We start from the raw sequence: 20,287 nt of genomic DNA, 5'->3' as shown, positions 1-20,287 counted from the left end.
CTATATATTACATGATTATTTATTTTTCATACGGAATAACATCTTGTCCATATTTATCAGTTATAAATTTCTTCATCTCTTTAGATTGTAAAACTTTCATAAGTTCTTTGAATTTTTTATCGTTTTTATGTCCTTCTTGTACGGCAACAATATTCGCAAATGGTGATGATTTTCCTTCTATAGCAATTGCATCTTTATGTGGTGTTAGACCATTATCAATCGCATAATTAGAATTCATTATCACTGCTGCGCCTTCTTTACTATTATAAGTTTTAGGTAAGAATTCCGCACCTTGCTTGTTATTAAATTTCAAATCTTTTTTATTTTCTACAATGTCATCAAACTTAGCATCTTCAATACTGACACCTTTTTTAATTTTGATTAAGCCTTTATCAACAAAGAATGACAAGAAACGACCTTCTTCAGCAGGATTGTTTGATACATAAATGGTAGAACCTTTAGGGATATCTTTAATGTCTTTATATTTTTTACTATAAACGCCCATCGGTGTCGTGAACACTTTCCCGGCTTCTTCTATTTTATAATTATGGTCTTTCTTTTCTGCTTTAAGATACGGTGTATGTTGAAATGCATTCGCATCAACATCTCCTTTATCTAATAATTTATTAGGAACCTTATAATCATTAACTGTTTTTATTTTTAAATCATAGCCTTTCTTTTTCATTTCTTCTTTTGCATGTTCAAGTACGACGCCATGGGGCGCTGGCGAAGCAGCAATCGTAATTTCCTTATCCTCTTTTTCACCATTCGATTTACCACATGCTGCTAGTATAATCGTTAACACAAACAATGATCCTAAAATAAACCATTTTCTCATAATACTTTCACTCCTTAAAAATTTGTTTCAACGTACTTATATGTATAAAAAAACTTTCTCTTAATAAATCAAGAGAAAGTTTGCACTTTCTCTCATCTCCAAAAGTTAAATAACTTTTTGTGACTTAGCACCATTTCGAAAAATCGACGGTTGCTGGGTTTCATCGGGCACATCCCTCCACCACTCTTGATAAGAGTCAATCATATTTATGTTTAGTGGTTTAATCCTAGCATTATGCTCAAGATTAGTCAATGAGTTTTTAGAAAATTCTAAACACTAACACGATAAAATATACCTGTCCTTCACAAAGAAGACAGGTATATCACTAAGAATTATGTAAATTACATGATAATCATGAAAATATACGCTAATAAATTATTCAAAGCATGTAACGCAATGGCTACAGCTAAACTACGCTGCGATTTCATATATACATATACAATACCAACTGCTATGGCAAGATACATCACAATTTCTAATGGAGATTTAGCTTCTGTTACATGTAAAGATGCAAACACAATAATTGAAATAACAGACATAACATAGAAATTTAATTTCTTTCCTAATTCGCCAATAATTAAATGTCTAAATAAAAATTCTTCTGTCATTGGTGCAATAATTACAATTGAGAAAAAAGCTAATATGGTTGATACAGGCGTAGCAAACATTTCCTCCACCATTTTGTCATTTTGTGTTTCTTCAAATTTCCAATGTTCTGGTGCGAATGCATTTACTAAATATGGATAAATTTCTTTAAACACTATAATAACGATAAATGTAATGACAATGAGTTTCCAGTGTTGCTTAATATTTTGTAGCCCCTGTTTCCACGATTGTCTAAATGAATGTCTATGGAATAAAATCCATAACGCGAATATAATTATAAAGGCAATCATTTCCATTAATATGCCTGGCGTACCTGAAAAGTTAGCATTAAAGTTAGCGTTATTTTTCCCTTGCGTTTCATTGATTCCAATCATGATTGTTAAGATGACTATAGATAAACAAAAATTACCTATCAAATAAATAAACGGTAGTAGAAAATCTTTCCCTTGCATATCTTTCCACTGATACTTATGATCATTTTTAAACGACATTGGAACCCCTCCATGTTTTTAATTAGTGAACACTTATTACATTGCACAAATTTTATTGTTTTCAAATATATATTTAAAAATAAAATATACTGTCCCAACTACATCTATTGAATTATTTGAAAATTATTTTCATATGCGTATATGCCCCTCAAATGTGGTATATATACATCAATTAACAAATCAACACACATAGCGTATAAGGAGTTGTATTCAATGCGTATATTAGTATTAGGTGCTGGCGGTATCGGAGGCTATTTTGGAGGCAGATTAGCCGAAAGCGGACAGAACGTGACATTCTTAGTAAGACCCAAACGCAAGTCATTTTTAGAAAGAAATGGATTAGCCATCCACAGTGAGCAGGGAGATTATCATTTCAATCCTCAACTCATTACAAAAGACGATCGCGTAGCGCCTTTCGATGTTATTTTACTTTCTTCTAAATCCTATCATTTAGAGCAAGCCATGACAGATTTGAAACCATTTGTCGATGGTCATACTGCCATCATTCCATTATTAAACGGCGTCGCACATATTCCACAATTACAATCTATCTTTGGTAAAGACAAAGTTATGGGTGGCTATTGTGTGATAGAAACAACATTAGATAGTATGGGAGAAATCATACAAACAAGCCCTTTTGATAAACTCTTTTTTGGAGAACTAGATGGAAGTAAAAGTGAACGCGCACAAAAAATTGCACAAGCATTTTCTGAAACAAAGGCAGAATTCAAATTAAGCACTTCAATCGAACAAGGCATGTGGCACAAATATTTAATGATTACTGTGTTATCCAGTATCACAACATTAATGCATGCGCCTATTGGTCCTATTCGAGACAGTGATGGTGGCATTAACTTCGTTCGCTCTTTATACAATGAAGTCGCTTCGATAATGCGTGCACATCGAGCGCCACTCGCAGACGATATTGTATCACAATATATGACATCATTTAATCAGTTATCATACCATTTTAAGACTTCTATGCAACGTGACATGGAAAAAGGATTAAATATTGAAACAGGTCACTTACAAGGTTATTTATTAAACTTAGCCGATACGTACCAAATTGACGCCCCATTACTTAAATGCGTCTACCAAAACCATAAAGTCTATAAAGAAATGCTTAAATAATATAAACAGATCACAAATCTGAAATACAACAGCGCATGTCATCTTTATTATGAGATGACATGCGCTGTTTAAAGTTAAGTCGATAAATGCAATATTATTTTAGTTTTGACATATATTGATAAGCTGTTACGCCATATCGATATTTAAATACCTTATTTAAATGCGCTAAATCTACGAAAGCACATTCTGCTATAGCAAGATAGTCATGCTGCTCTAACCAATTTTGAACGCTTTTCAAATCTTCCACAATCGTTCGTCTTGAAACAGATACGGTGGTCGCAAGCACTTGTGATGATGTCGGCGTATTGGCTTCAAGTAATTTTAACGTTATATATAACAAGCGCTCTTCTTTTGCATAATGTATTGTATGCGTTGTCGATTTATGTGCAAAGCGCTTTAACTGTTCTGGTGTTGTGGTTATTTTGACCCCCTCTTGCTTAGTCCTTTGAATAATTAAACCTAGGTTACTTGCCATATCTTCAATGTATTCAAGATCGTACTGTATCGTTCTTTCTGTAACATTAAAGTGCGTTGCTAAATGATGAATTTGCACAAAAGTTTCACATTCAAGTATGAACATTAAAATATGATACTGTCGCTTACTTAACATATTAGCAACCTCCTCGCCTCTTTATTGTAAACGCTTTCTAAAGATGATAGATGTGTAATCTCTTTCGTCTTTAAATGCGAAAAGTTGCACATCAAATAAAAAAATCATTATATTTTTAAATTATAAAGTTCAAAGTACATATATGATATCGTTTTATAAAAAAAAGCCCGGACATAACTAAATGTCTCGGACTCACCTTATTTAGGCAATCATATATTCTATTGAAAATACATCGCTATCACTTTTAAAAATGCTATTCTTCAGACTGCCTAATCATCCTTGTCAGTATATATAACAAGGCAATCGTTTTATCATAATACTTTCACTAAACTTTCTTTCAACGTTAAACTTCACGAATCATATTTAAAAATCTTTGTAGTTCAGCGCTTTGTGGATGATTAAAGATTTGCTCTGGAGGCCCAGATTCTCCAATTACACCATCATGTATAAATACAATCTTGTTAGATACTTCTTTAGCAAATCGCATTTCATGCGTCACGATAATCATTGTCATACCTTCATTAGCTAGGTCCTTGATGACACGAAGCACATCATTAACGAGTTCTGGATCTAACGCAGACGTAGGTTCATCAAACAGCATTACTTTTGGATTCATGGCTAAAGCTCTAGCAATTGCTACACGTTGCTGTTGCCCTCCAGATAAAGCATTCGGTCTTTGATCTTTTACAGCAGTTAAATCTACTTTTTCCAATAAAGCTAATGCTTGTTGCTTTGCTTCATCTTTTTTCGTTTTTTTAACAGTAATGAGACCTTCCATTACATTTTCTAATGCCGTTTTATGTGGGAATAAATTATAACTTTGAAATACCATGCCCGACTGTTTACGGACTTTTATCTGTGATTTCTTGTCTGCATTGCTATAAGTCTCTCCATTAACATACACAGCACCTTCTGTAGGCAACTCTAAAGCATTAATCATTCGCAACAAAGTCGTCTTACCTGAACCTGATCGTCCAATAAATGTCACAACTTCTCCTTGATTAACGTTTAAATCAATCCCTTTGATAACTTCTTTATCATCAAATGATTTTTTTATATTTTTTAATTCAATCATGAGCGATACCCTCTTTCAAGATAAGATTCATAGAAGTTTTGTGCAATTGAAATGATAAAGCAAACCACCCAGTACATAAGTGCTACAAGTAGATAAATAGTTAAATACTCGTATGTCGTTGAAGCGACTTCTTGTGCTTTTCTAAACATTTCAGCTACTAATATAAATCCTAAAAGTGATGTATCTTTAATTAAACTTAAAAATGTATTACCTAATGCTGGTACGGATACTCTAATCGCTTGTGGCAAGATAATACGTTGAATCGTTTGTCGATAATTCATACCGATTGAATAGGCCGCTTCTGTTTGACCCTTAGGTATAGACATAATACCTCCACGAATAATTTCAGAAGCATATGCCCCTACATTTAATGATAAGCCAATAATTGCTGCGATAACTGGTGCTAACGTCCATTGATTTTCAGAGTTATTTGTCAATAATCTGCCGAGTTCAGGGATCCCGTAAAAGATAATGAATAATTGTACAATCATCGGTGTACCTCGGATGATTGAAATATAAAAACGAGCAATCCCTCTTAAAATACGGCTTGTTGAAATGCGCATTAACGCAGTGAGTAACGCAATCACTAAACCTAACAAAAAGGTTACTAATGTAATAGGTATAGAAAATTTCACTAATCCTTCAAGCATCGGTGCAAATGCTTGACCAGCTGCGTCTAGTGCATGTTGCTGTTCAGTATTAAGATTTAGAAACATCTTCGCCGAACCATTTTTTGCTTATTTTTGCTAATTCACCATTATCTTTTAATTTTTTCATTGCTTTATTTACTTTTTCAATTGTTGCATCGTCTTCTTTTTTACTAAATGTTAAAGCAGATTGACTCTTCTCAGCATTACCTTCAATAATTTTCACATCTGCATTAGGTTTTTGTTTTTTATAATCTAAGTATGAAATATTGTCATTAAATGTACCTTCAACTCTATTAGATTGTAATAAATCCATAGCCTGATTGAAGCCATCTACTTTCGTTAATTCTGCACCTTTAGATTTAGCCAATTTACCATAATTTGAAGTAAACGTTTGAGCCAATTTCTTACCTTTAACATCGTCAAATGATTTTATATCTTTGTTGTTTTTGTTAACGACTAATACTGCTTCTGAATACGTATATGGTTCTGAGAATTTATATTTTTCTTTACGTTCATCATTAATACCTACTTGGTTCGCTATCACATTAAATCTACCAGAGTCTAATCCAGCAAACATAGAATCCCATTGTGTTTCTTTAAATTTAACTTTGTAACCCATTTCTTTAGCTACTGCTTTCATTACATCAATATCATAACCTGTTAGTTTATCTTGTTTATCATGATATGAGAAAGGTGCATAGGTCCCTTCCGTACCTACAACAAATGTTTTATTTTCACTTGCAGTTTTATTTTTGTTATCGTTGTCTTTTTTGTCAGAAGTACCACAAGCTGCGAGTCCCACAACTAAAAGTAACGTCAGTATACCTAATAATATTTTTTTCATTTCGCGCCCTCTATTCTTATTATTCTTATCGGAATAAAAATATTCTATGCCTAACCCTTCATTAAGTCAATAACTTTTTTATCCAAATATACATTTATTTTTTAATTCCAATTAATTAACATATAATACAATTAAGTTGATTCCCTTGTTTACTCCTTTTTTTACAATAATGAACAAAAAAGTACATCTTCAAATCTTTTGAAAATGTACTTTTTCAATGATACTTAATATATTTATGCTTTCGAATCCATCTTTTTATATAAATCGATCATTTCTGCTGCCATATCTTTGAACGTAATCGCTGTCATTAAATGGTCCTGACTGTGAATGGTTAACAGCGACATTTTTATCTCATCACCTTGCGCTTCTTTGGTTAACATATTTGTTTGAATATGATGTGCCTCTAATAATGAAACTTCTGCAAGTTTTAATTTCTTTTCAGCTTCTTCAAAAGCATTTTTCTTTGCCGCATAGATGGCTTCCATTGCATGACTTTTGGCGTCACCACTGTATGCAATAAGTGACATGGCAAACTCTAAACTATTTTCCGCTTCTGACATTGAACCACCTCTATTTTGTCATCAATTGTTCAGCTGTATTTAATACATTTTCTCCATTCATCGTTCCATAATCTCTCATTTCAATGACCGCTACAGGTATGTCTTTCTCAGAGCATTTTTTAGTATATTCGTCTTTTTTAAAGCGAACTTGTGGTCCTAGTAGCAATACATCTATATTGTCACTTTCAATTTTTTGATCTGCTTCTGAAGTGGAAACGGCAAAAATATCTCTATCAAGCTTTTGCTTTTCAGCTTCTTTTTGCATTTTTTGTACCAACATACTTGTACTCATTCCCGCTGCACATACCAACATGATTGTTTTTTCTGCCATAAAAATTCCTCCTGATTAAAAGCGTAGTTTCATCATTTAACGTTGAATCGATCTAGCTATCATGGATACTGTATGCCTTTCACCTCTGATTGCCTTACTTAATTCAAAAATATTATTGACTGGTGCAAGACCGCAATAACCAGCATCACCAATGTGTTGAATATCAACACCACAGATTTTATTACGTATCGCAAAATCCCTAATGGTACTTGGATCAGAACTTTCTTGGCTTGTTCCTATAGCAGACATAACTAAACCTTCACGACGGTGTACTGCTTTAACAATATTTTTCAATTGTTCCTCATCAAATCCTGGTACCGTGCCAATTGATGGTACAAGAATAATATCTGCCCCAGCGTCTATAAATTGATCTACATACGTTTCCGTTATTACAGGTTCATCTACACCAGCGCTATGCATTTTCCCCGCTATAATAAGTCCTGTAAAATGCTTTCGTGTCTCTGAAATAGCGTTGACAATTTTATCATTCGTTACACCTGTCCCAGGATTCCCTGTCATACATATAAAATTAATACCTAATTTTTCTAATGCCTTTACCGTTTTCGAACTTGCTTGTCGACCTTCTACAATATTTAGTTTTTCTTCTGACATCGTTGCGGTTTTATCTACAGGTTCTAAATTGACACCAATCGGTCTACAAACAAGACGTCTCAATTCATTGATAACCTGTTTATCTTCATCTACATTAACAACTTTAGGATCAAAGGCATCTAAACCATTTAATAAAATTAAATCTGCGCCAAATGCACGAGCAAGTTCAGCATTTGTAATATCTGGAATGACTGGAGTACGTGTGACCACATTTTCAGATAATACAACACGACCATCACTTGCTTTAATACTTTGTTTTAATTCTGTGGCTGTCATTTCAACGATTTCAGATGCATTCGCACTTAATAATCTTTTTACCATGAGACAAATCCCCTTTGTTTAGATTTCTTTTGTTTCATCTGCTTCTTTTTGCTCTAGTTGCAAATTATATTTTTCCATCGTTCTGTAAAATGGATAATACAATAAGATATCAACAATGATACAAACCATTTGTACCAATGAACCACTAACATGACCCGTAGCTAAAAACCCACTAATAATAGGTGGGATTGTCCAAGGCATCGCAGTACCATTAGTTAAATGAACAAGCCCGCTTGCCATGGCAAAATAAGTAATCGTCGCATTGATCATCGGCGCCAATATAAAGGGTACAATCAGCCTAACATTGAGAACGACTGGCAAACCAAACAAGGTCGGTTCATTAATATTAAAAATACCAGGCATCAATGTCAGTGGTGCCATTGTTTTCGTAATTTTACTCGAACGCTTTTTAAAGGCTAAAATGGCAATAACAATCACTAAGCCAATGGTTGAGCCACCGCCCCCCATAAATACAAAATTATCTATAAAAGGTTGCGTGATGATATGTGGCAAATCGCCATGAGGATTAGCTTGATATACAATACGGTTTTCATCTATATTCTTAAGCCATATTGGCTGCATAACCGCATTTACTACATTTGCACCATGAATACCTACAAACCAAAAGGCACTATTTAGTCCTACTAATATAATCGTACCTATTAAAGTACTTCCCATTAAACTTAATGGCACACCTAATGTATTAACAATAAGGTCATGTATGTTTCCAAAAGGAAGGTTATCTAATGCTATATAGATTATAAGCCACAATAAAATAATGACAGCTCCAGGTATTAATGCGCTAAAGCTTTTCGCTACTGCAGGTGGAACTTGATCGGGCATTTTAATCCTTATATTTCTATTAATAAACCATTGAAATATCAATCCGGAAAAGATCCCTATAATTAATGCTACAAAAAGTCCCTGACTTCCCATATACATTTGAGGTATAGCTTCTTCTGATGTTTTGCCACCGGTCATAACATTAGGTGTTACAACTAAAAATGCAGCCATGGAAATAATTCCTGCTGAAACACCATCCGTATCATACTGTCGAGCAATACTATGTGCCACACCAAAACTTGCAACTAATCCCATCAATCCAAATGTGCCATTTACTGCTTTCATTAAATAGGGTTGTATGCCTTGTGCTTCCAACCATTCAATCCATCCCGGTATGGCGATGCCACTAATGACAAGAAATAGTGATCCAATGATAATCAATGGCATCGCAACGATAATACCATCTCTTAATGAAATTAAAATTTTATTCGATCCCAATTTAGACGCGACTGGTAACAAATACTTTTCTAATGTGTCATTAAAACGACTCATATGAACACACCTAATCCATTTTCACTACTAAACGTGCCGCTTCACCTCGTGCCAAGCGGTCAAACCCTTCATTAATATGTTCTAATGGTAATGTATCTGTTAAAAGTTCATTTACTGGTAAACGACCTTGATGATATAAGTTGATGAAACGTGGTATATCACGGTCAGGAACACAACTTCCCACATATGACCCTTTTATCGTACGCTCTTCAGCAGCGAGCGTTACTTGAGGAAATGAAAATTGGTGTTTGGGATCTGGTAAACCTGTTGTCGTTGTCATTCCACCTCGACGTGTGATTTGATATGCGACATCCATGGCAGGTACTACGCCCGCCGTTTCAAAAGCATAATCCACACCACCTTGCGTATATTGTTTAATATCTTCTATTGTATGTGCTTCACCTGAATTAAATACTGCTGTTGCTCCAAGTGATTTAGCCAATGCAAATTTTTCTTCATTAATATCTAGTGCAATAATTTCACTTGCACCTGCCAGGCGTGCACCAAGAATTGCGTTAAGACCAATGCCACCAAGCCCAACAACCGCCACAGTACTCCCTGCATTAATGCGAGCTGTATTAATGACTGCACCTATGCCCGTAATGACTGCACAACCAAAAATCGCCACCTTTTCAAATGGAATCTTTTTATCTACTTTGACAATTGAATTTGTAGATACCACTGCATAATCTGCAAAACCTGATACACCTAAATGATGATGCATTACCTCATCACGGTCAGATTCATAACGAAAGCCACCTTCTAACATTTCTCCTTTTTCATTTGCCGCTGCACCATTTTCACATAAGGCAGGTCTGCCTTCACGACACGGAATACAATGTCCACAACTTGGTATAAATGTACATACGATATGATCACCCACTTCAAATTCCGCAACGTTTTCACCTACTTCGATAATTTCTCCAGCTGCTTCATGCCCTAATACCATTGGCATTGGACGTGGTCTACTGCCATTAATTACAGATAAATCAGAGTGACACAAACCCACTGCGCCTATTTTTATAAGTACTTCATTTGATTGAGGCCCTTGAAGTTCTAAAGTTTCTATTGTTAAAGGATGACTTTCTGTATATGGTGCATCTTTACCCATTTCACGCAATACTGCCGCTCTTGTTTTCATAACATACACTCCTCATTCACTGTAGTGATTTAAAGATACTTTGATAAAATAGCAATTATTCATAATAACCTTCCGTTGATTTTCTAAAGCCTTCGAATTGTTCGCCATCATGTCCAAACCAAATTTGAGCATTTTTTTCTTTTGCTAATCTTTGAATTTTCTCCACTGATTTCGTCCATCCAATAGAATCATATAAAATACCTGGTGGCTTCAATGTATCCTCTATACTTTCCTTAGTGTATATTGCGTCCGATGCTAATATAATCGTTCCTAATTCAGCACTCTCAATCTCTAGACCAATGATGCCCCATGCATGACCACTACCATAATTTAAAATTCGAACACCATCTACTAGTTTCAAATTATCTTCTTCTTTTTTAATCGTTCTCCATTTCAGATTATTTTTCACCCAAGCATCTATATCTGCCCAAATATAAGCCCCTTCTTGTTGGTTTCGTGCATATGTTTTCATTGCACCACTTAATTCATCATCATGGACAATTATGGTTGCATTCGTAAAATATTCTAAACACCCTGCATGATCCAAATGTAAATGTGAAGCAATAACAAAATCGACTTCTTTAGGATCTACATTAATTTGCTCGAGTCTATTAGGTAAATGACAAGCTTCATCAGCAAAGTACGGAAAAGCTTTTTGTGTTGCACTTATCCATCTCCCACTATCTCCCATAGCGTTCGGATTACAAGCTGTATCAAAAAGGATTTTAGCATCTGGGTGATCTATAAACACAGTATATATAGGGAATTCATGCATCTCGTTATTGGCCTTAGGGTCATCTAATGTTGCTTGATTGGAATTAGCAATCATCAAATTCTTATCCATCTTCATACGTCCGTTATCCAAAACATAGACTTTCATACGTTCTTTTTTCACATTAACCATAACTACACACCCCTTTTAAAATTATATAATTACATTATAATTGTAAACGTTTACAAAAATCAATTTTTAAATTATTATTTCATTTAAGATTTATACTTTATGTATTTCATTAAAAACGATACAGACTCATTTTTGATTCATTAAAAATAGTATTTAATTATTACAAGACATAAAAATGCGCCCTCCAAAGTTGTCATTTTTAGAATGTCTACTTTGAAGGACGCATATGATTATTTATATCTTACTTACAATGTTCCATCTTCTATGAGTGAAGTAAAAATCTCATCATCAATAATAACTTCTACATTAGGATGTTTGTGCAAAATAGAAGCTGGCAATGCTTCTGACACTTCGCCTTCTAACAAAGCTTTTATTGCTTGCTGTTTATTTTTACCAAATGCTAACAATATGATCCGTTTTGCTTTCATAATTGACGACAATCCCATAGAAATCGCTTGCTTAGGTACGTCTTCTATATTTTCAAAATGTTGACTATTTGCATTAATGGTTGAAGGGGTTAAATCAACAACTCTTGTTACACTTTCAAAAGATGAATATGGCTCATTGAAGCCAATATGCCCATTTTCACCAATGCCTAATATTTGGATATCAGCTGAACCGATTTCACCTAAACGCTGTTCATAAAGTTCACTTTCTAATTCAATATTAGGCGCATCACCTACAGGCAAATAAATATTTTTATTATTCCATGCTTGATTATGATTAAATAAGTGCGCGTTCATATACACATGATAGCTTTGATTATGTTCTGCAGATAAACCTACATATTCATCTAAATTAAACGTTACGACATTGGATAGATCTATTTGATTCACATTTAATAACGCTGCTAATGTTTTATAAACTTCGATCATGGTATTACCAGTGGTAAACCTAATATAGTATTAGGTTTGGAGATAACCTGTTTCAGTATTTCTGTTGCTACGTATTGGCTTCCAACCGTACGATTTTTTAAGTTGATTACATTCATCATCTCACCAAAACTTTCTATAATCTATTCATCATCCTCTAATTGAATACCTTACTTATCATTTTCTAAAAGTTCTTCTACTTCGTTTTTAATGGTAGTAACATGTGGCCCATAGATAACTTGTACACCGTTCCCTTTTTGAATCACGCCACGTGCTTCTGTAAAAGTTAGCATTGTTTTATCGACAGCTTTATCACTGTTTAACGTTACTCTCAATCTAGTTGCACAACAATCAACGACATCGATATTTTCTTTTCCACCCAGCGCTTGAATAATCGTTTTAGCGCGATCAGTTGCTTCAACTGTTTCTGTTACACCTTCGTCTTCACGACCAGGTGTTTTAAAATTAAATTTCGTAATGAGATATCTAAATATGACGTAATATAGCACAAACCAAACGATGCCAATTGGAATGACCCATAAGAAATTCGTCTTTTCATTACCTTGTAGTACACCAAACAATAAATAATCAATGAAACCGCCACTAAATGTTTGTCCCACAGTGATATTGAAAATGTCAGCCATCATAAATGCTAGTCCATCTAAAACGGCATGGATTACGTATAGCATTGGTGCAACAAATAAGAAACTGAATTCTAAAGGCTCTGTAATACCTGTTAAGAACGATGTTAATGCTGCAGATAACATTAAACCACCGACTACTTTTTTACGTTCAGGCTTCGCCGTGTGATAAATTGCTAATGCTGCACCGCAAAGTCCAAACATCATTGTGATAAATCTTCCAGACATATAACGTGAACCGCCTGAGAAATATTTAGTTACATCAGGATCACCTAGCTGTGCAAAAAATATATTTTGCGTTCCTTGAACCATGTGCCCTTTAACTTCTAAAGAATCTCCCAGTGCGGTTTGCCAAAACGGTAAGTAGAAAATATGATGCAAACCAAATGGTCCTAATAACCTCAATATAAAACCAAAGAAAAACGTACCAATAACCCCTGTTTTATCTACTAGACCACCGATACCAAATATCCATCCTTGTACCGTTGGCCAAATAAAGAATATAACCACACCTAGCACTATTGAAGAAACTGAAGTGATGATAGGTACAAAGCGTGACCCACCGAAGAAACCTAAATACGCAGGCAGTGATATTTTATGAAATTTATTATGTAACAAAGCTGTCATAATACCGGTGATAATACCTCCAAATACACCTGTTTCTACAGTTTGTATTCCCAATACCATACTTTGACCTTCTTCTGCCAAGTTGCCTTTCGCCAATGTATCTGTGATCGTCAACAAACCATTCATTGATGCATTCATAATTAAAAACCCAAGCATTGCTGCTAGACCAGCCGTGCCTTTTATCACTTTTTGCTAAACCTAATGCCACACCCACCGCGAAAATAACCGGTAAATTTTGAAAAACGATATTTCCTGCTGCTGACATTAAAATAAATATATTTTGCAAGAGCGCAATATCCAATACTGGATAGGCTTTGATTGTATTCGGATTACTCAACGCACCACCAATACCTAACAATAAACCAGCTGCTGGTAAAATAGCTATCGGTAACATAAATGATTTCCCAAATTGTTGTGCTTTTTCAAACAACTTACTCATATACTATAACCTCCTAATTAACATCAATATACAGTCGAAGAAAATATTAATCATTATAATAGAACAATACGAAAAATATTTTCATAAAGTGTTATCATTATCTATTATATGCATCTATTAAGTTATCCATATGTTGTCCAAATTCATTTTAGATATATACTTTCAACTTCCTTCATTTCAACGAAAGTCACACCTTAACTTCATTTTTAAATTTGAAGATAAAAAAACAACCAACAAATTAAATTTGTTGGTTGTTTACAAGTAGAAACGTCAATCTATTTCATAATAAAATGCTAACACTATCTATGCATTAAATTAAGTTGGCCTTTACATGTTCAATTCAGTCATCTACTGACTAATCGTAGGAAAAGAGTGTAAGACATTTCTTTTGTCCCAGGCTCCATCCTTTTTATAGTAGCATTACAAAACCTCTTCATAATACTTAACATCTAATTTAAAAAATATCACCCAGTGTTACAGCCATAATTGCTTTAATAGAGTGTAATCTATTTTCTGATTGGTCAAAAATGACAGCATGTTCACCTTTAAATACGTCATCTGAAATTTCCATTTCAGTTAAGCCATACGTTTCGTAAATTTGTTGTCCTACTTGTGTATTTACATCATGAAATGCAGGTAAGCAATGTAATACGATAACATCTGGATTCATTGTGTTGATCAGCATCTCTTTGTTTACTTGATAAGGTAATAATTGATTGATACGCGGTTCTAATACCGATTGATCTTCACCCATTGAAAACCAAACATCTGTGTATATTGCATCTGTTTGATAGATTGCTTGTTGAATATCATCTGTAATCAATATATCGCTCGATGATTCAGCAGCATATTTTTGTGCCATAACTTGAATATCTTCATCCGGTTGTAACGCTTTTGGTGCGGCTACATGTATGTTCACACCTAAAATTGCACCCGTAATAAGTAAATCATGAGCTACGTTATTTCTAGCATCACCGACATAAGTCAATGTTTTACCTTGTAATGTTCCCCAGTGTTCTTTTAATGTGAAAAAATCTGCAATCATTTGAGTTGGGTGCCATTCATTAGTGAGCCCATTCCATACTGGTACACCTGCATTTTTAGCAAGTGCTTCTACATCTTTCTGATGATGACCTCTAAATTCAATACCATCATACATTCTACCTAGAACTTTGGCAGTATCTTCTGAGGATTCTTTAACTCCTAAATGAATATCACCTTGCCCAAAGTATTCTGGATAAGCGCCTAAATCATATGCTGCCACACTAAATGCTGAACGCGTTCTAGTAGAAGGTTTTTCAAATAAGAATGCCAAATTTTTCCCTTTTAAATACGGGTGTGGAATACCACGCTTTTTCTTTTCTTTTAATTCACCAGTAAAATCAATTAAAGTATGTAACTCATCTGCTGAAAAATCACATGTCTTCAAAAAGTCTTTACCCTTGAATAATGCTAGCTTGTTTAATGCTGTTGTGTACGCCCCATTTTCATCACTCCAATGTTTTATAAGATTTATATACATAATAAAGGTATTTAAATGATATTTCAAGTATATTTATACTAAAAAATGAATATTATTTAATTTTATATACATTGACAGCTTTTTTCAATTTTAAAAAAAGTTAAAGTCTCTTAAACAATAACGTCGAAAATCTCGTCATTTAAGCATTGAAAATATCTGAAAATAAACAGTTGTGAACTTTAAATTTCAAGTTATGCGTTACATATCTTTTATTATCAAAATGGTTGTATATTGGGAATGTAATCATTTATCTCACGGAGGTGAATTATTATGTTTAAAGATATTGTAGCTGTAATTAAACAAATCGTAGCACAATTTGTTTCAGGCGGTTTCCAAGAAAAATAAAGCATTTATTTCCACTCCACCTCAAAAAATTCCATAATCACCCTTTTAATCAGAAATGAATTTTCGAATCAGTCGTTGATCGTCAATTTGATTCAAAGCCTATGAGACACCCCTTATATTTCATAGGCTTTTTTATAAATTTCGTTATATTTCAATATCTATTCAATTTATTTAATTATTACCTATGAAAAAAGACCATGACATCTATAGATATCAGGGCCTTGTTCATTATATGTTATCCATCGGATTTTAAGTTGCTTCTTTTTCGTTCAAAATACCACGCTCTTCTGGTGTTTTTAAAAAACGAGTCATAATCGCACTTGCTACATAAAGTCCAAATATAAGATACATCATACCTTGTACGCCAATACTATCGTAGAATAAAGCGACTAATCCAGGTCCAGCAAACACACACAAACCTGCTCCTAAGTTCAATATAGCCATTGCCGGACCTTTATCACCATCATGCACAAGTGAAGGCACAAGTGCTGATATAGGAACGAATCCAGCTAAACACATTCCCCATAAAAATCCTACTGTTCCGACAATGAACACATTCCCTGTAAATATTTCAGGTATAAAATACAAGCCTAAAGTAAATACAGCACAACCAATACCTCCGATATAAGATATTGTATTTTTCCAACCAATCTTGTCGCTTAATGCACCAAATATAAGATTGAAAATAATATTTGCAATAAAAATCGTACCCCAAATATTTAACCACGTCGTCGTTGCGATACCTTTCGTAGATAAATATATTGGAAGGAACAACGGAAATGCATATTGTGCAGCTTGATTAATAATTCTTACAATACAAGCAACCGCTACGCGAGGTTCTCGTTTTAAAATTGTAATACCAGCGCCCATCTCTTTCAAATGGGTTTTAAAACCATTCCCTTTATTCTCTATTTCAAATTTATCACGGTTTACAAATACTGCTAAAAATGTTCCAACAATCACCCATAAAATCGCAGTCCATAAGGTGAATATATGACCAAATATTTGAATCGCCATCGAAGAATAAAATGAACCCAGTACACTCAAACCTCCTGTAAATACAAACCAAAACCATCCTACTGCTGCACCTAAACGTTTCTGTGGAGAACGATATGCTACCCAAACTAAAAATGAATAGGCAAATAATGGATACCCAAAACCTCTAATCGCATACGATGGTATCATTAGTCCATAATTCATGGATGGAAGTGCTAAGCCTACAAATATCATGTGACCAATAATATACAATAGCGTTCCCAATAACATTACTTTTCGTGGACCAATAATCTCTACTAATACACCTGAAAACCAAGATCCAATAGCAATCGTTACACCATAACAAGTAGTTAATATAGCAGTTTGATGTACAGATAGGCCATGATCATGTAAGTATGGACTAATCCAGGCTAGCTCCAAGCCATCCCCCATCATAAAAATGAGTACACCAATATATCCCCATAATAGTGTCGGTGGCATGCCCATTTTAGCTAACTTTTTATTCATTCATAACACCCCTATATCTATAAATTTTCATTCCTATGTTATTTCAAATAATATGCGCTTTCTTTAAAACCCTATGCGTTCATTTATTCCAATTAAAAGAAAACGATTTCATTTATTTCTATTATCTTATTTCATTTTTTCTATTATCGCAAATTTATTTTCGTTTCTTTTCGTTTCTTTGTTTTAATTACTATTAAAAACTGTGTTTACAATTTTAAATTTCCTACAAACGTTTTTACTCTTAAAGTATGTTTTTAAAAATAAATGTCATTTTTTAAATGAAATAATTTATTTATTGGAATTTGAATTTTTACATGAATGCGTTTACAATGAATAATATTTAATCATCATATGACTAGATGATTGTTATTTTTACTTAGGGGGATTTTTTAAATGATGTTATTTGTTGCTTTTAGTGCTGTCATTGTGCCTTTTATTTTTTTAGTATTACTACGTATGTCTGCACTAAAGGGTATGATTATTAGTGCGTTCATTGTCACATTCTTGGGCGTCTTTGTTTGGGGAATGCAAGGCCATGTCATATCGGCCTCACTGCTTCAAGGTACTCATAAAACACTTACCATTCTCTATATTTTATTTGGTGCGCTTGTGTTGCTTAATACTTTGCGACAAACTGGTGCAGTTACACGTATTAATGAAGGATTCAAAAAATTATCAGGAGATATGCGTGTTCAAGTTATTATTGTGGCTTTTTTATTTGGTTCATTGATTGAAGGTGCATCTGGATTTGGCACACCTGCAGTGGTCACAGCACCACTCATGGTAGCACTAGGTTTCAGACCGATGATAGCTGTTGTTACCGCTTTGATTGCTGATAGCGTTGCTGTTTCATTTGGTGCCGTGGGTACACCTGTATTAGTCGGTTTAAGTACATTAAATGACGCAGATAGTTCACTGTTTCAAGCTACAGCTGAACGTATTACAACATTAGATTTACTAAGTGGTATTTTTATACCTATTATATTAATTGCTACTTTGATTATTTTCTTTGGCAAAACAAACAAACTCAAATCTATTGTTGAAATGATTCCATGGCTAGCCTGTATTGGTTTCATCTATGTCGCTTCTTCATTTGCCTATGCCTTTCTATTCGGTCCTGAATTCGTTGCAATTCTCGGTTCACTCACAGGACTTATCGTAGCCGTAGTCACAGCAAGTAAAGGTTGGCTACTCCCTAAAAATGAATGGAAAGACGGTTTTGATGACAGTTATACACCCACAAAATCAGAACATGACATGCCATTATTAACTGCTTGGTCACCCTATTTAATGGTCGTTATATTATTATTACTGACAAGAACTGTACCACTGATTAAAGATTTCACTACACAAGTGTTAGATTTATCTTGGAATCAAATTCTAGGCTTTGAAACAATTTCATCTGATTGGGAATTTCTTTATTCACCAGGCACTATCTTACTGCTTTCTGCTTTATTTGCCATCCTAATACAGAGAAAATCGTTCAAAGATCTATCGCAAGCAAGCGTAGAATCGCTAAATACGATTAAAACCACTGGAATAACATTAGTAGCTACACTTGTGATGGTGCATGTGTTTATCAATTCTGGAATCAATACAAGTGATTTAATCAGCATGCCAGAATATATTGCTGAGAATATGTCTAAATACTTAGGACCTATTTGGCTATTCGTAGCACCTTTCTTAGGCGCATTAGGCTCCTTTATTACAGGAAGTGCAACCGTTTCTACATTGACATTTTCACCTATTCAATTAAATATTGCTCAATCCATTGGCGCAGAACCTTATACCGTCTTGGCTGCACAAATTATTGGTGCAGCAGCTGGTAACATGATTTGCGTACACAATGTCGTAGCTGTATGTGCTGTAGTGAATATGCCAGGAAAAGAAGGCAGTGTAATTAGAAAAACACTCGGCCCAGCCTTACTATACTGTCTCTTAGTTGGTTTAAGTGCTTATATCATTACCTCAATATTCTTTTAATCTATAAATGTATTTTTAAAAGGACTAACCCCTTACTGTTGGGCTTGGTCCTTTTATTTAACTTCATAAATACTTTATTATAATTTAATAATTACTTTTGATGATAATTTAGAATCTGAGCAATTTCAAAACATTTAGGTTATATAAATTCTTAATATTATCATCTTTATTATTATTTTGATAAAGTACTATTAAAATACTTTTTAAAATATGGTTACTACGTGGGGATGGGATATACATATGAAATTTGAAAGTATAACGTTATGTACTTCAGAATTAGAAGAAACGCTACAATTTTATGAGGAAACTTTGGAATGTCCTGTAGAAGTTATTAATCAAGATACTTTCATTGTTCAAATTGGTGAAACACAATTGCAATTTTGTAGGTCTGAAGACGTTATTCAACCTTATTATCACTTTGCAATTGATATTCCATACAATCATTTTTATGACATGAAAGAGCATTATCAAAATATATTATTTTTATTAATGGAAGACGGGCACCATACAACTTATTTTGAATCATTTGTCGCACACGCTATATACTTTAATGATCCATCTGGAAACATCGTGGAATTGATTGCAAGAGTATCCAACATTACAGATGAACCTGAATTTTCTAGAATCAGTGAAATCGGCTTTGTATGTAATGAGACAAATGCTATTTACCAAGCTTTATCGGATTATAAAATCGAAACATTTGAACACGCTCATTTTGAACCTTATGCGTTAAACTTTCTAGGCGATACATCCGATGAAAGCTATATACTACTCACACCTGAAGATAGACGCTGGTCATTTTCTGAGAAACATTCCATTGCGTATCCAATTGATATTAAGACGGAAACATTCCACTTATCGTATGATACGCGTCATCAATGGCACTTAAAGCAATCTTAAATTATT

At 34.0% G+C, this 20,287-nt stretch carries 17 protein-coding genes, 2 pseudogenes and 1 riboswitch; of the genes and pseudogenes, 3 read left to right on the top strand and 16 right to left on the bottom strand.

The window, feature by feature from the left end:
* Nucleotides 1-19: 19 nt before the first annotated feature.
* Both SSP_RS01210 and SSP_RS01205 read right to left on the bottom strand, forming a co-directional pair.
* Nucleotides 20-838, bottom strand: coding sequence for a MetQ/NlpA family ABC transporter substrate-binding protein (locus SSP_RS01210; protein ID WP_011302237.1), 819 nt, complete (start codon nucleotides 836-838; stop codon nucleotides 20-22).
* Nucleotides 839-927: 89 nt separating this feature from the next.
* Nucleotides 928-1,034: riboswitch (SAM riboswitch) on the bottom strand.
* Nucleotides 1,035-1,179: 145 nt separating this feature from the next.
* Entirely contained in the window at nucleotides 1,180-1,935 is a 756-nt protein-coding gene (locus SSP_RS01205; protein WP_011302236.1) for a CPBP family intramembrane glutamic endopeptidase, read from the bottom strand.
* A 213-nt stretch (nucleotides 1,936-2,148) separates the two neighbouring features.
* On the opposite strand from SSP_RS01205, the gene panE reads away from it, so the two are divergent.
* Entirely contained in the window at nucleotides 2,149-3,066 is a 918-nt protein-coding gene (panE, locus tag SSP_RS01200) for a 2-dehydropantoate 2-reductase (RefSeq protein ID WP_011302235.1), read from the top strand.
* Between the two features lie 94 nt (nucleotides 3,067-3,160).
* On the opposite strand, the gene SSP_RS01195 is transcribed toward panE, so the two are convergent.
* From SSP_RS01195 to SSP_RS01125, 14 genes and pseudogenes are all read right to left on the bottom strand, one after another.
* Nucleotides 3,161-3,676, bottom strand: a complete 516-nt coding sequence (locus SSP_RS01195) for an HTH domain-containing protein (RefSeq protein WP_011302234.1) — start codon at nucleotides 3,674-3,676, stop codon at nucleotides 3,161-3,163.
* A gap of 343 nt (nucleotides 3,677-4,019) precedes the next feature.
* Entirely contained in the window at nucleotides 4,020-4,751 is a 732-nt protein-coding gene (locus SSP_RS01190) for an amino acid ABC transporter ATP-binding protein (protein ID WP_002482190.1), read from the bottom strand.
* Nucleotides 4,748-5,467 (bottom strand): amino acid ABC transporter permease, encoded by a 720-nt coding sequence (locus SSP_RS01185; protein ID WP_011302233.1) that lies wholly within the window; start codon nucleotides 5,465-5,467, stop codon nucleotides 4,748-4,750. The genes SSP_RS01190 and SSP_RS01185 overlap by 4 nt, the downstream gene beginning before the upstream one ends.
* On the bottom strand, nucleotides 5,451-6,245 hold the full coding sequence (locus SSP_RS01180; RefSeq protein ID WP_011302232.1) for an amino acid ABC transporter substrate-binding protein: 795 nt from the start codon (nucleotides 6,243-6,245) through the stop codon (nucleotides 5,451-5,453). Before SSP_RS01180 ends, SSP_RS01185 begins: the two co-directional genes overlap by 17 nt.
* A gap of 233 nt (nucleotides 6,246-6,478) precedes the next feature.
* A complete protein-coding gene (locus SSP_RS01175) occupies nucleotides 6,479-6,805 on the bottom strand; it encodes a PTS lactose/cellobiose transporter subunit IIA (RefSeq protein WP_011302231.1) in 327 nt (108 codons plus the stop codon).
* Between the two features lie 10 nt (nucleotides 6,806-6,815).
* Complete coding sequence (locus SSP_RS01170; protein WP_002482186.1) at nucleotides 6,816-7,136, bottom strand: PTS sugar transporter subunit IIB; 321 nt, start codon at nucleotides 7,134-7,136, stop codon at nucleotides 6,816-6,818.
* Nucleotides 7,137-7,172: 36 nt separating this feature from the next.
* Nucleotides 7,173-8,069 (bottom strand): hypothetical protein, encoded by an 897-nt coding sequence (locus SSP_RS01165; protein ID WP_011302230.1) that lies wholly within the window; start codon nucleotides 8,067-8,069, stop codon nucleotides 7,173-7,175.
* Nucleotides 8,070-8,087: 18 nt separating this feature from the next.
* Entirely contained in the window at nucleotides 8,088-9,404 is a 1,317-nt protein-coding gene (locus SSP_RS01160) for a PTS sugar transporter subunit IIC (protein ID WP_011302229.1), read from the bottom strand.
* 10 nt (nucleotides 9,405-9,414) lie between these two features.
* Nucleotides 9,415-10,545 carry a zinc-dependent alcohol dehydrogenase family protein gene (locus tag SSP_RS01155; RefSeq protein WP_011302228.1) on the bottom strand — a complete coding sequence of 377 codons (1,131 nt, stop codon included), beginning with the start codon at nucleotides 10,543-10,545 and terminating at the stop codon, nucleotides 9,415-9,417.
* A gap of 55 nt (nucleotides 10,546-10,600) precedes the next feature.
* Nucleotides 10,601-11,449: an AhlS family quorum-quenching N-acyl homoserine lactonase gene (locus SSP_RS01150; protein ID WP_011302227.1), complete on the bottom strand. Its 849-nt coding sequence runs from the start codon at nucleotides 11,447-11,449 to the stop codon at nucleotides 10,601-10,603.
* 245 nt (nucleotides 11,450-11,694) lie between these two features.
* Nucleotides 11,695-12,440, bottom strand: a pseudogene (gene nagB / locus SSP_RS01145) (glucosamine-6-phosphate deaminase).
* Nucleotides 12,441-12,491: 51 nt separating this feature from the next.
* Nucleotides 12,492-14,028 (bottom strand): annotated as a pseudogene (ptsG, locus tag SSP_RS01140) (glucose-specific PTS transporter subunit IIBC).
* A gap of 454 nt (nucleotides 14,029-14,482) precedes the next feature.
* Entirely contained in the window at nucleotides 14,483-15,550 is a 1,068-nt protein-coding gene (gene argF / locus SSP_RS01130; protein WP_170178157.1) for an ornithine carbamoyltransferase, read from the bottom strand.
* Nucleotides 15,551-16,144: 594 nt separating this feature from the next.
* The gene (locus SSP_RS01125) at nucleotides 16,145-17,398 is read right to left on the bottom strand and encodes an MFS transporter (RefSeq protein WP_011302222.1); all 1,254 of its coding nucleotides are present in this window, start codon (nucleotides 17,396-17,398) and stop codon (nucleotides 16,145-16,147) included.
* A 393-nt stretch (nucleotides 17,399-17,791) separates the two neighbouring features.
* Between SSP_RS01125 and SSP_RS01120 the strand changes: the two genes are divergently transcribed.
* A complete protein-coding gene (locus tag SSP_RS01120; RefSeq protein WP_011302221.1) occupies nucleotides 17,792-19,381 on the top strand; it encodes an L-lactate permease in 1,590 nt (529 codons plus the stop codon).
* Nucleotides 19,382-19,621: 240 nt separating this feature from the next.
* The gene (locus SSP_RS01115; protein WP_011302220.1) at nucleotides 19,622-20,281 is read left to right on the top strand and encodes a hypothetical protein; all 660 of its coding nucleotides are present in this window, start codon (nucleotides 19,622-19,624) and stop codon (nucleotides 20,279-20,281) included.
* Nucleotides 20,282-20,287 lie beyond the last annotated feature (6 nt).

The organism is Staphylococcus saprophyticus subsp. saprophyticus ATCC 15305 = NCTC 7292, from assembly GCF_000010125.1.
Taxonomy (GTDB): domain Bacteria; phylum Bacillota; class Bacilli; order Staphylococcales; family Staphylococcaceae; genus Staphylococcus; species Staphylococcus saprophyticus.
Note: the sequence above shows the minus strand (reverse complement) of the source record. Positions and strands in the feature narration are given on the sequence as shown.

Coding starts and splice junctions, on each gene's coding strand:
- SSP_RS01170 (WP_002482186.1), bottom strand. CDS start 7,136: ATGGCAGAAAAAACAATCATGTTGGTATGTGCAGCGGGAATGAGTACA.
- SSP_RS01165 (WP_011302230.1), bottom strand. CDS start 8,069: ATGGTAAAAAGATTATTAAGTGCGAATGCATCTGAAATCGTTGAAATG.
- SSP_RS01175 (WP_011302231.1), bottom strand. CDS start 6,805: ATGTCAGAAGCGGAAAATAGTTTAGAGTTTGCCATGTCACTTATTGCA.
- panE (WP_011302235.1), top strand. CDS start 2,149: ATGCGTATATTAGTATTAGGTGCTGGCGGTATCGGAGGCTATTTTGGA.
- argF (WP_170178157.1), bottom strand. CDS start 15,550: ATGTATATAAATCTTATAAAACATTGGAGTGATGAAAATGGGGCGTAC.
- SSP_RS01180 (WP_011302232.1), bottom strand. CDS start 6,245: ATGAAAAAAATATTATTAGGTATACTGACGTTACTTTTAGTTGTGGGA.
- SSP_RS01155 (WP_011302228.1), bottom strand. CDS start 10,545: ATGAAAACAAGAGCGGCAGTATTGCGTGAAATGGGTAAAGATGCACCA.
- SSP_RS01190 (WP_002482190.1), bottom strand. CDS start 4,751: ATGATTGAATTAAAAAATATAAAAAAATCATTTGATGATAAAGAAGTT.
- SSP_RS01160 (WP_011302229.1), bottom strand. CDS start 9,404: ATGAGTCGTTTTAATGACACATTAGAAAAGTATTTGTTACCAGTCGCG.
- SSP_RS01120 (WP_011302221.1), top strand. CDS start 17,792: ATGATGTTATTTGTTGCTTTTAGTGCTGTCATTGTGCCTTTTATTTTT.
- SSP_RS01195 (WP_011302234.1), bottom strand. CDS start 3,676: ATGTTAAGTAAGCGACAGTATCATATTTTAATGTTCATACTTGAATGT.
- SSP_RS01210 (WP_011302237.1), bottom strand. CDS start 838: ATGAGAAAATGGTTTATTTTAGGATCATTGTTTGTGTTAACGATTATA.
- SSP_RS01205 (WP_011302236.1), bottom strand. CDS start 1,935: ATGTCGTTTAAAAATGATCATAAGTATCAGTGGAAAGATATGCAAGGG.
- SSP_RS01150 (WP_011302227.1), bottom strand. CDS start 11,449: ATGGTTAATGTGAAAAAAGAACGTATGAAAGTCTATGTTTTGGATAAC.
- SSP_RS01115 (WP_011302220.1), top strand. CDS start 19,622: ATGAAATTTGAAAGTATAACGTTATGTACTTCAGAATTAGAAGAAACG.
- SSP_RS01185 (WP_011302233.1), bottom strand. CDS start 5,467: ATGTTTCTAAATCTTAATACTGAACAGCAACATGCACTAGACGCAGCT.
- SSP_RS01125 (WP_011302222.1), bottom strand. CDS start 17,398: ATGAATAAAAAGTTAGCTAAAATGGGCATGCCACCGACACTATTATGG.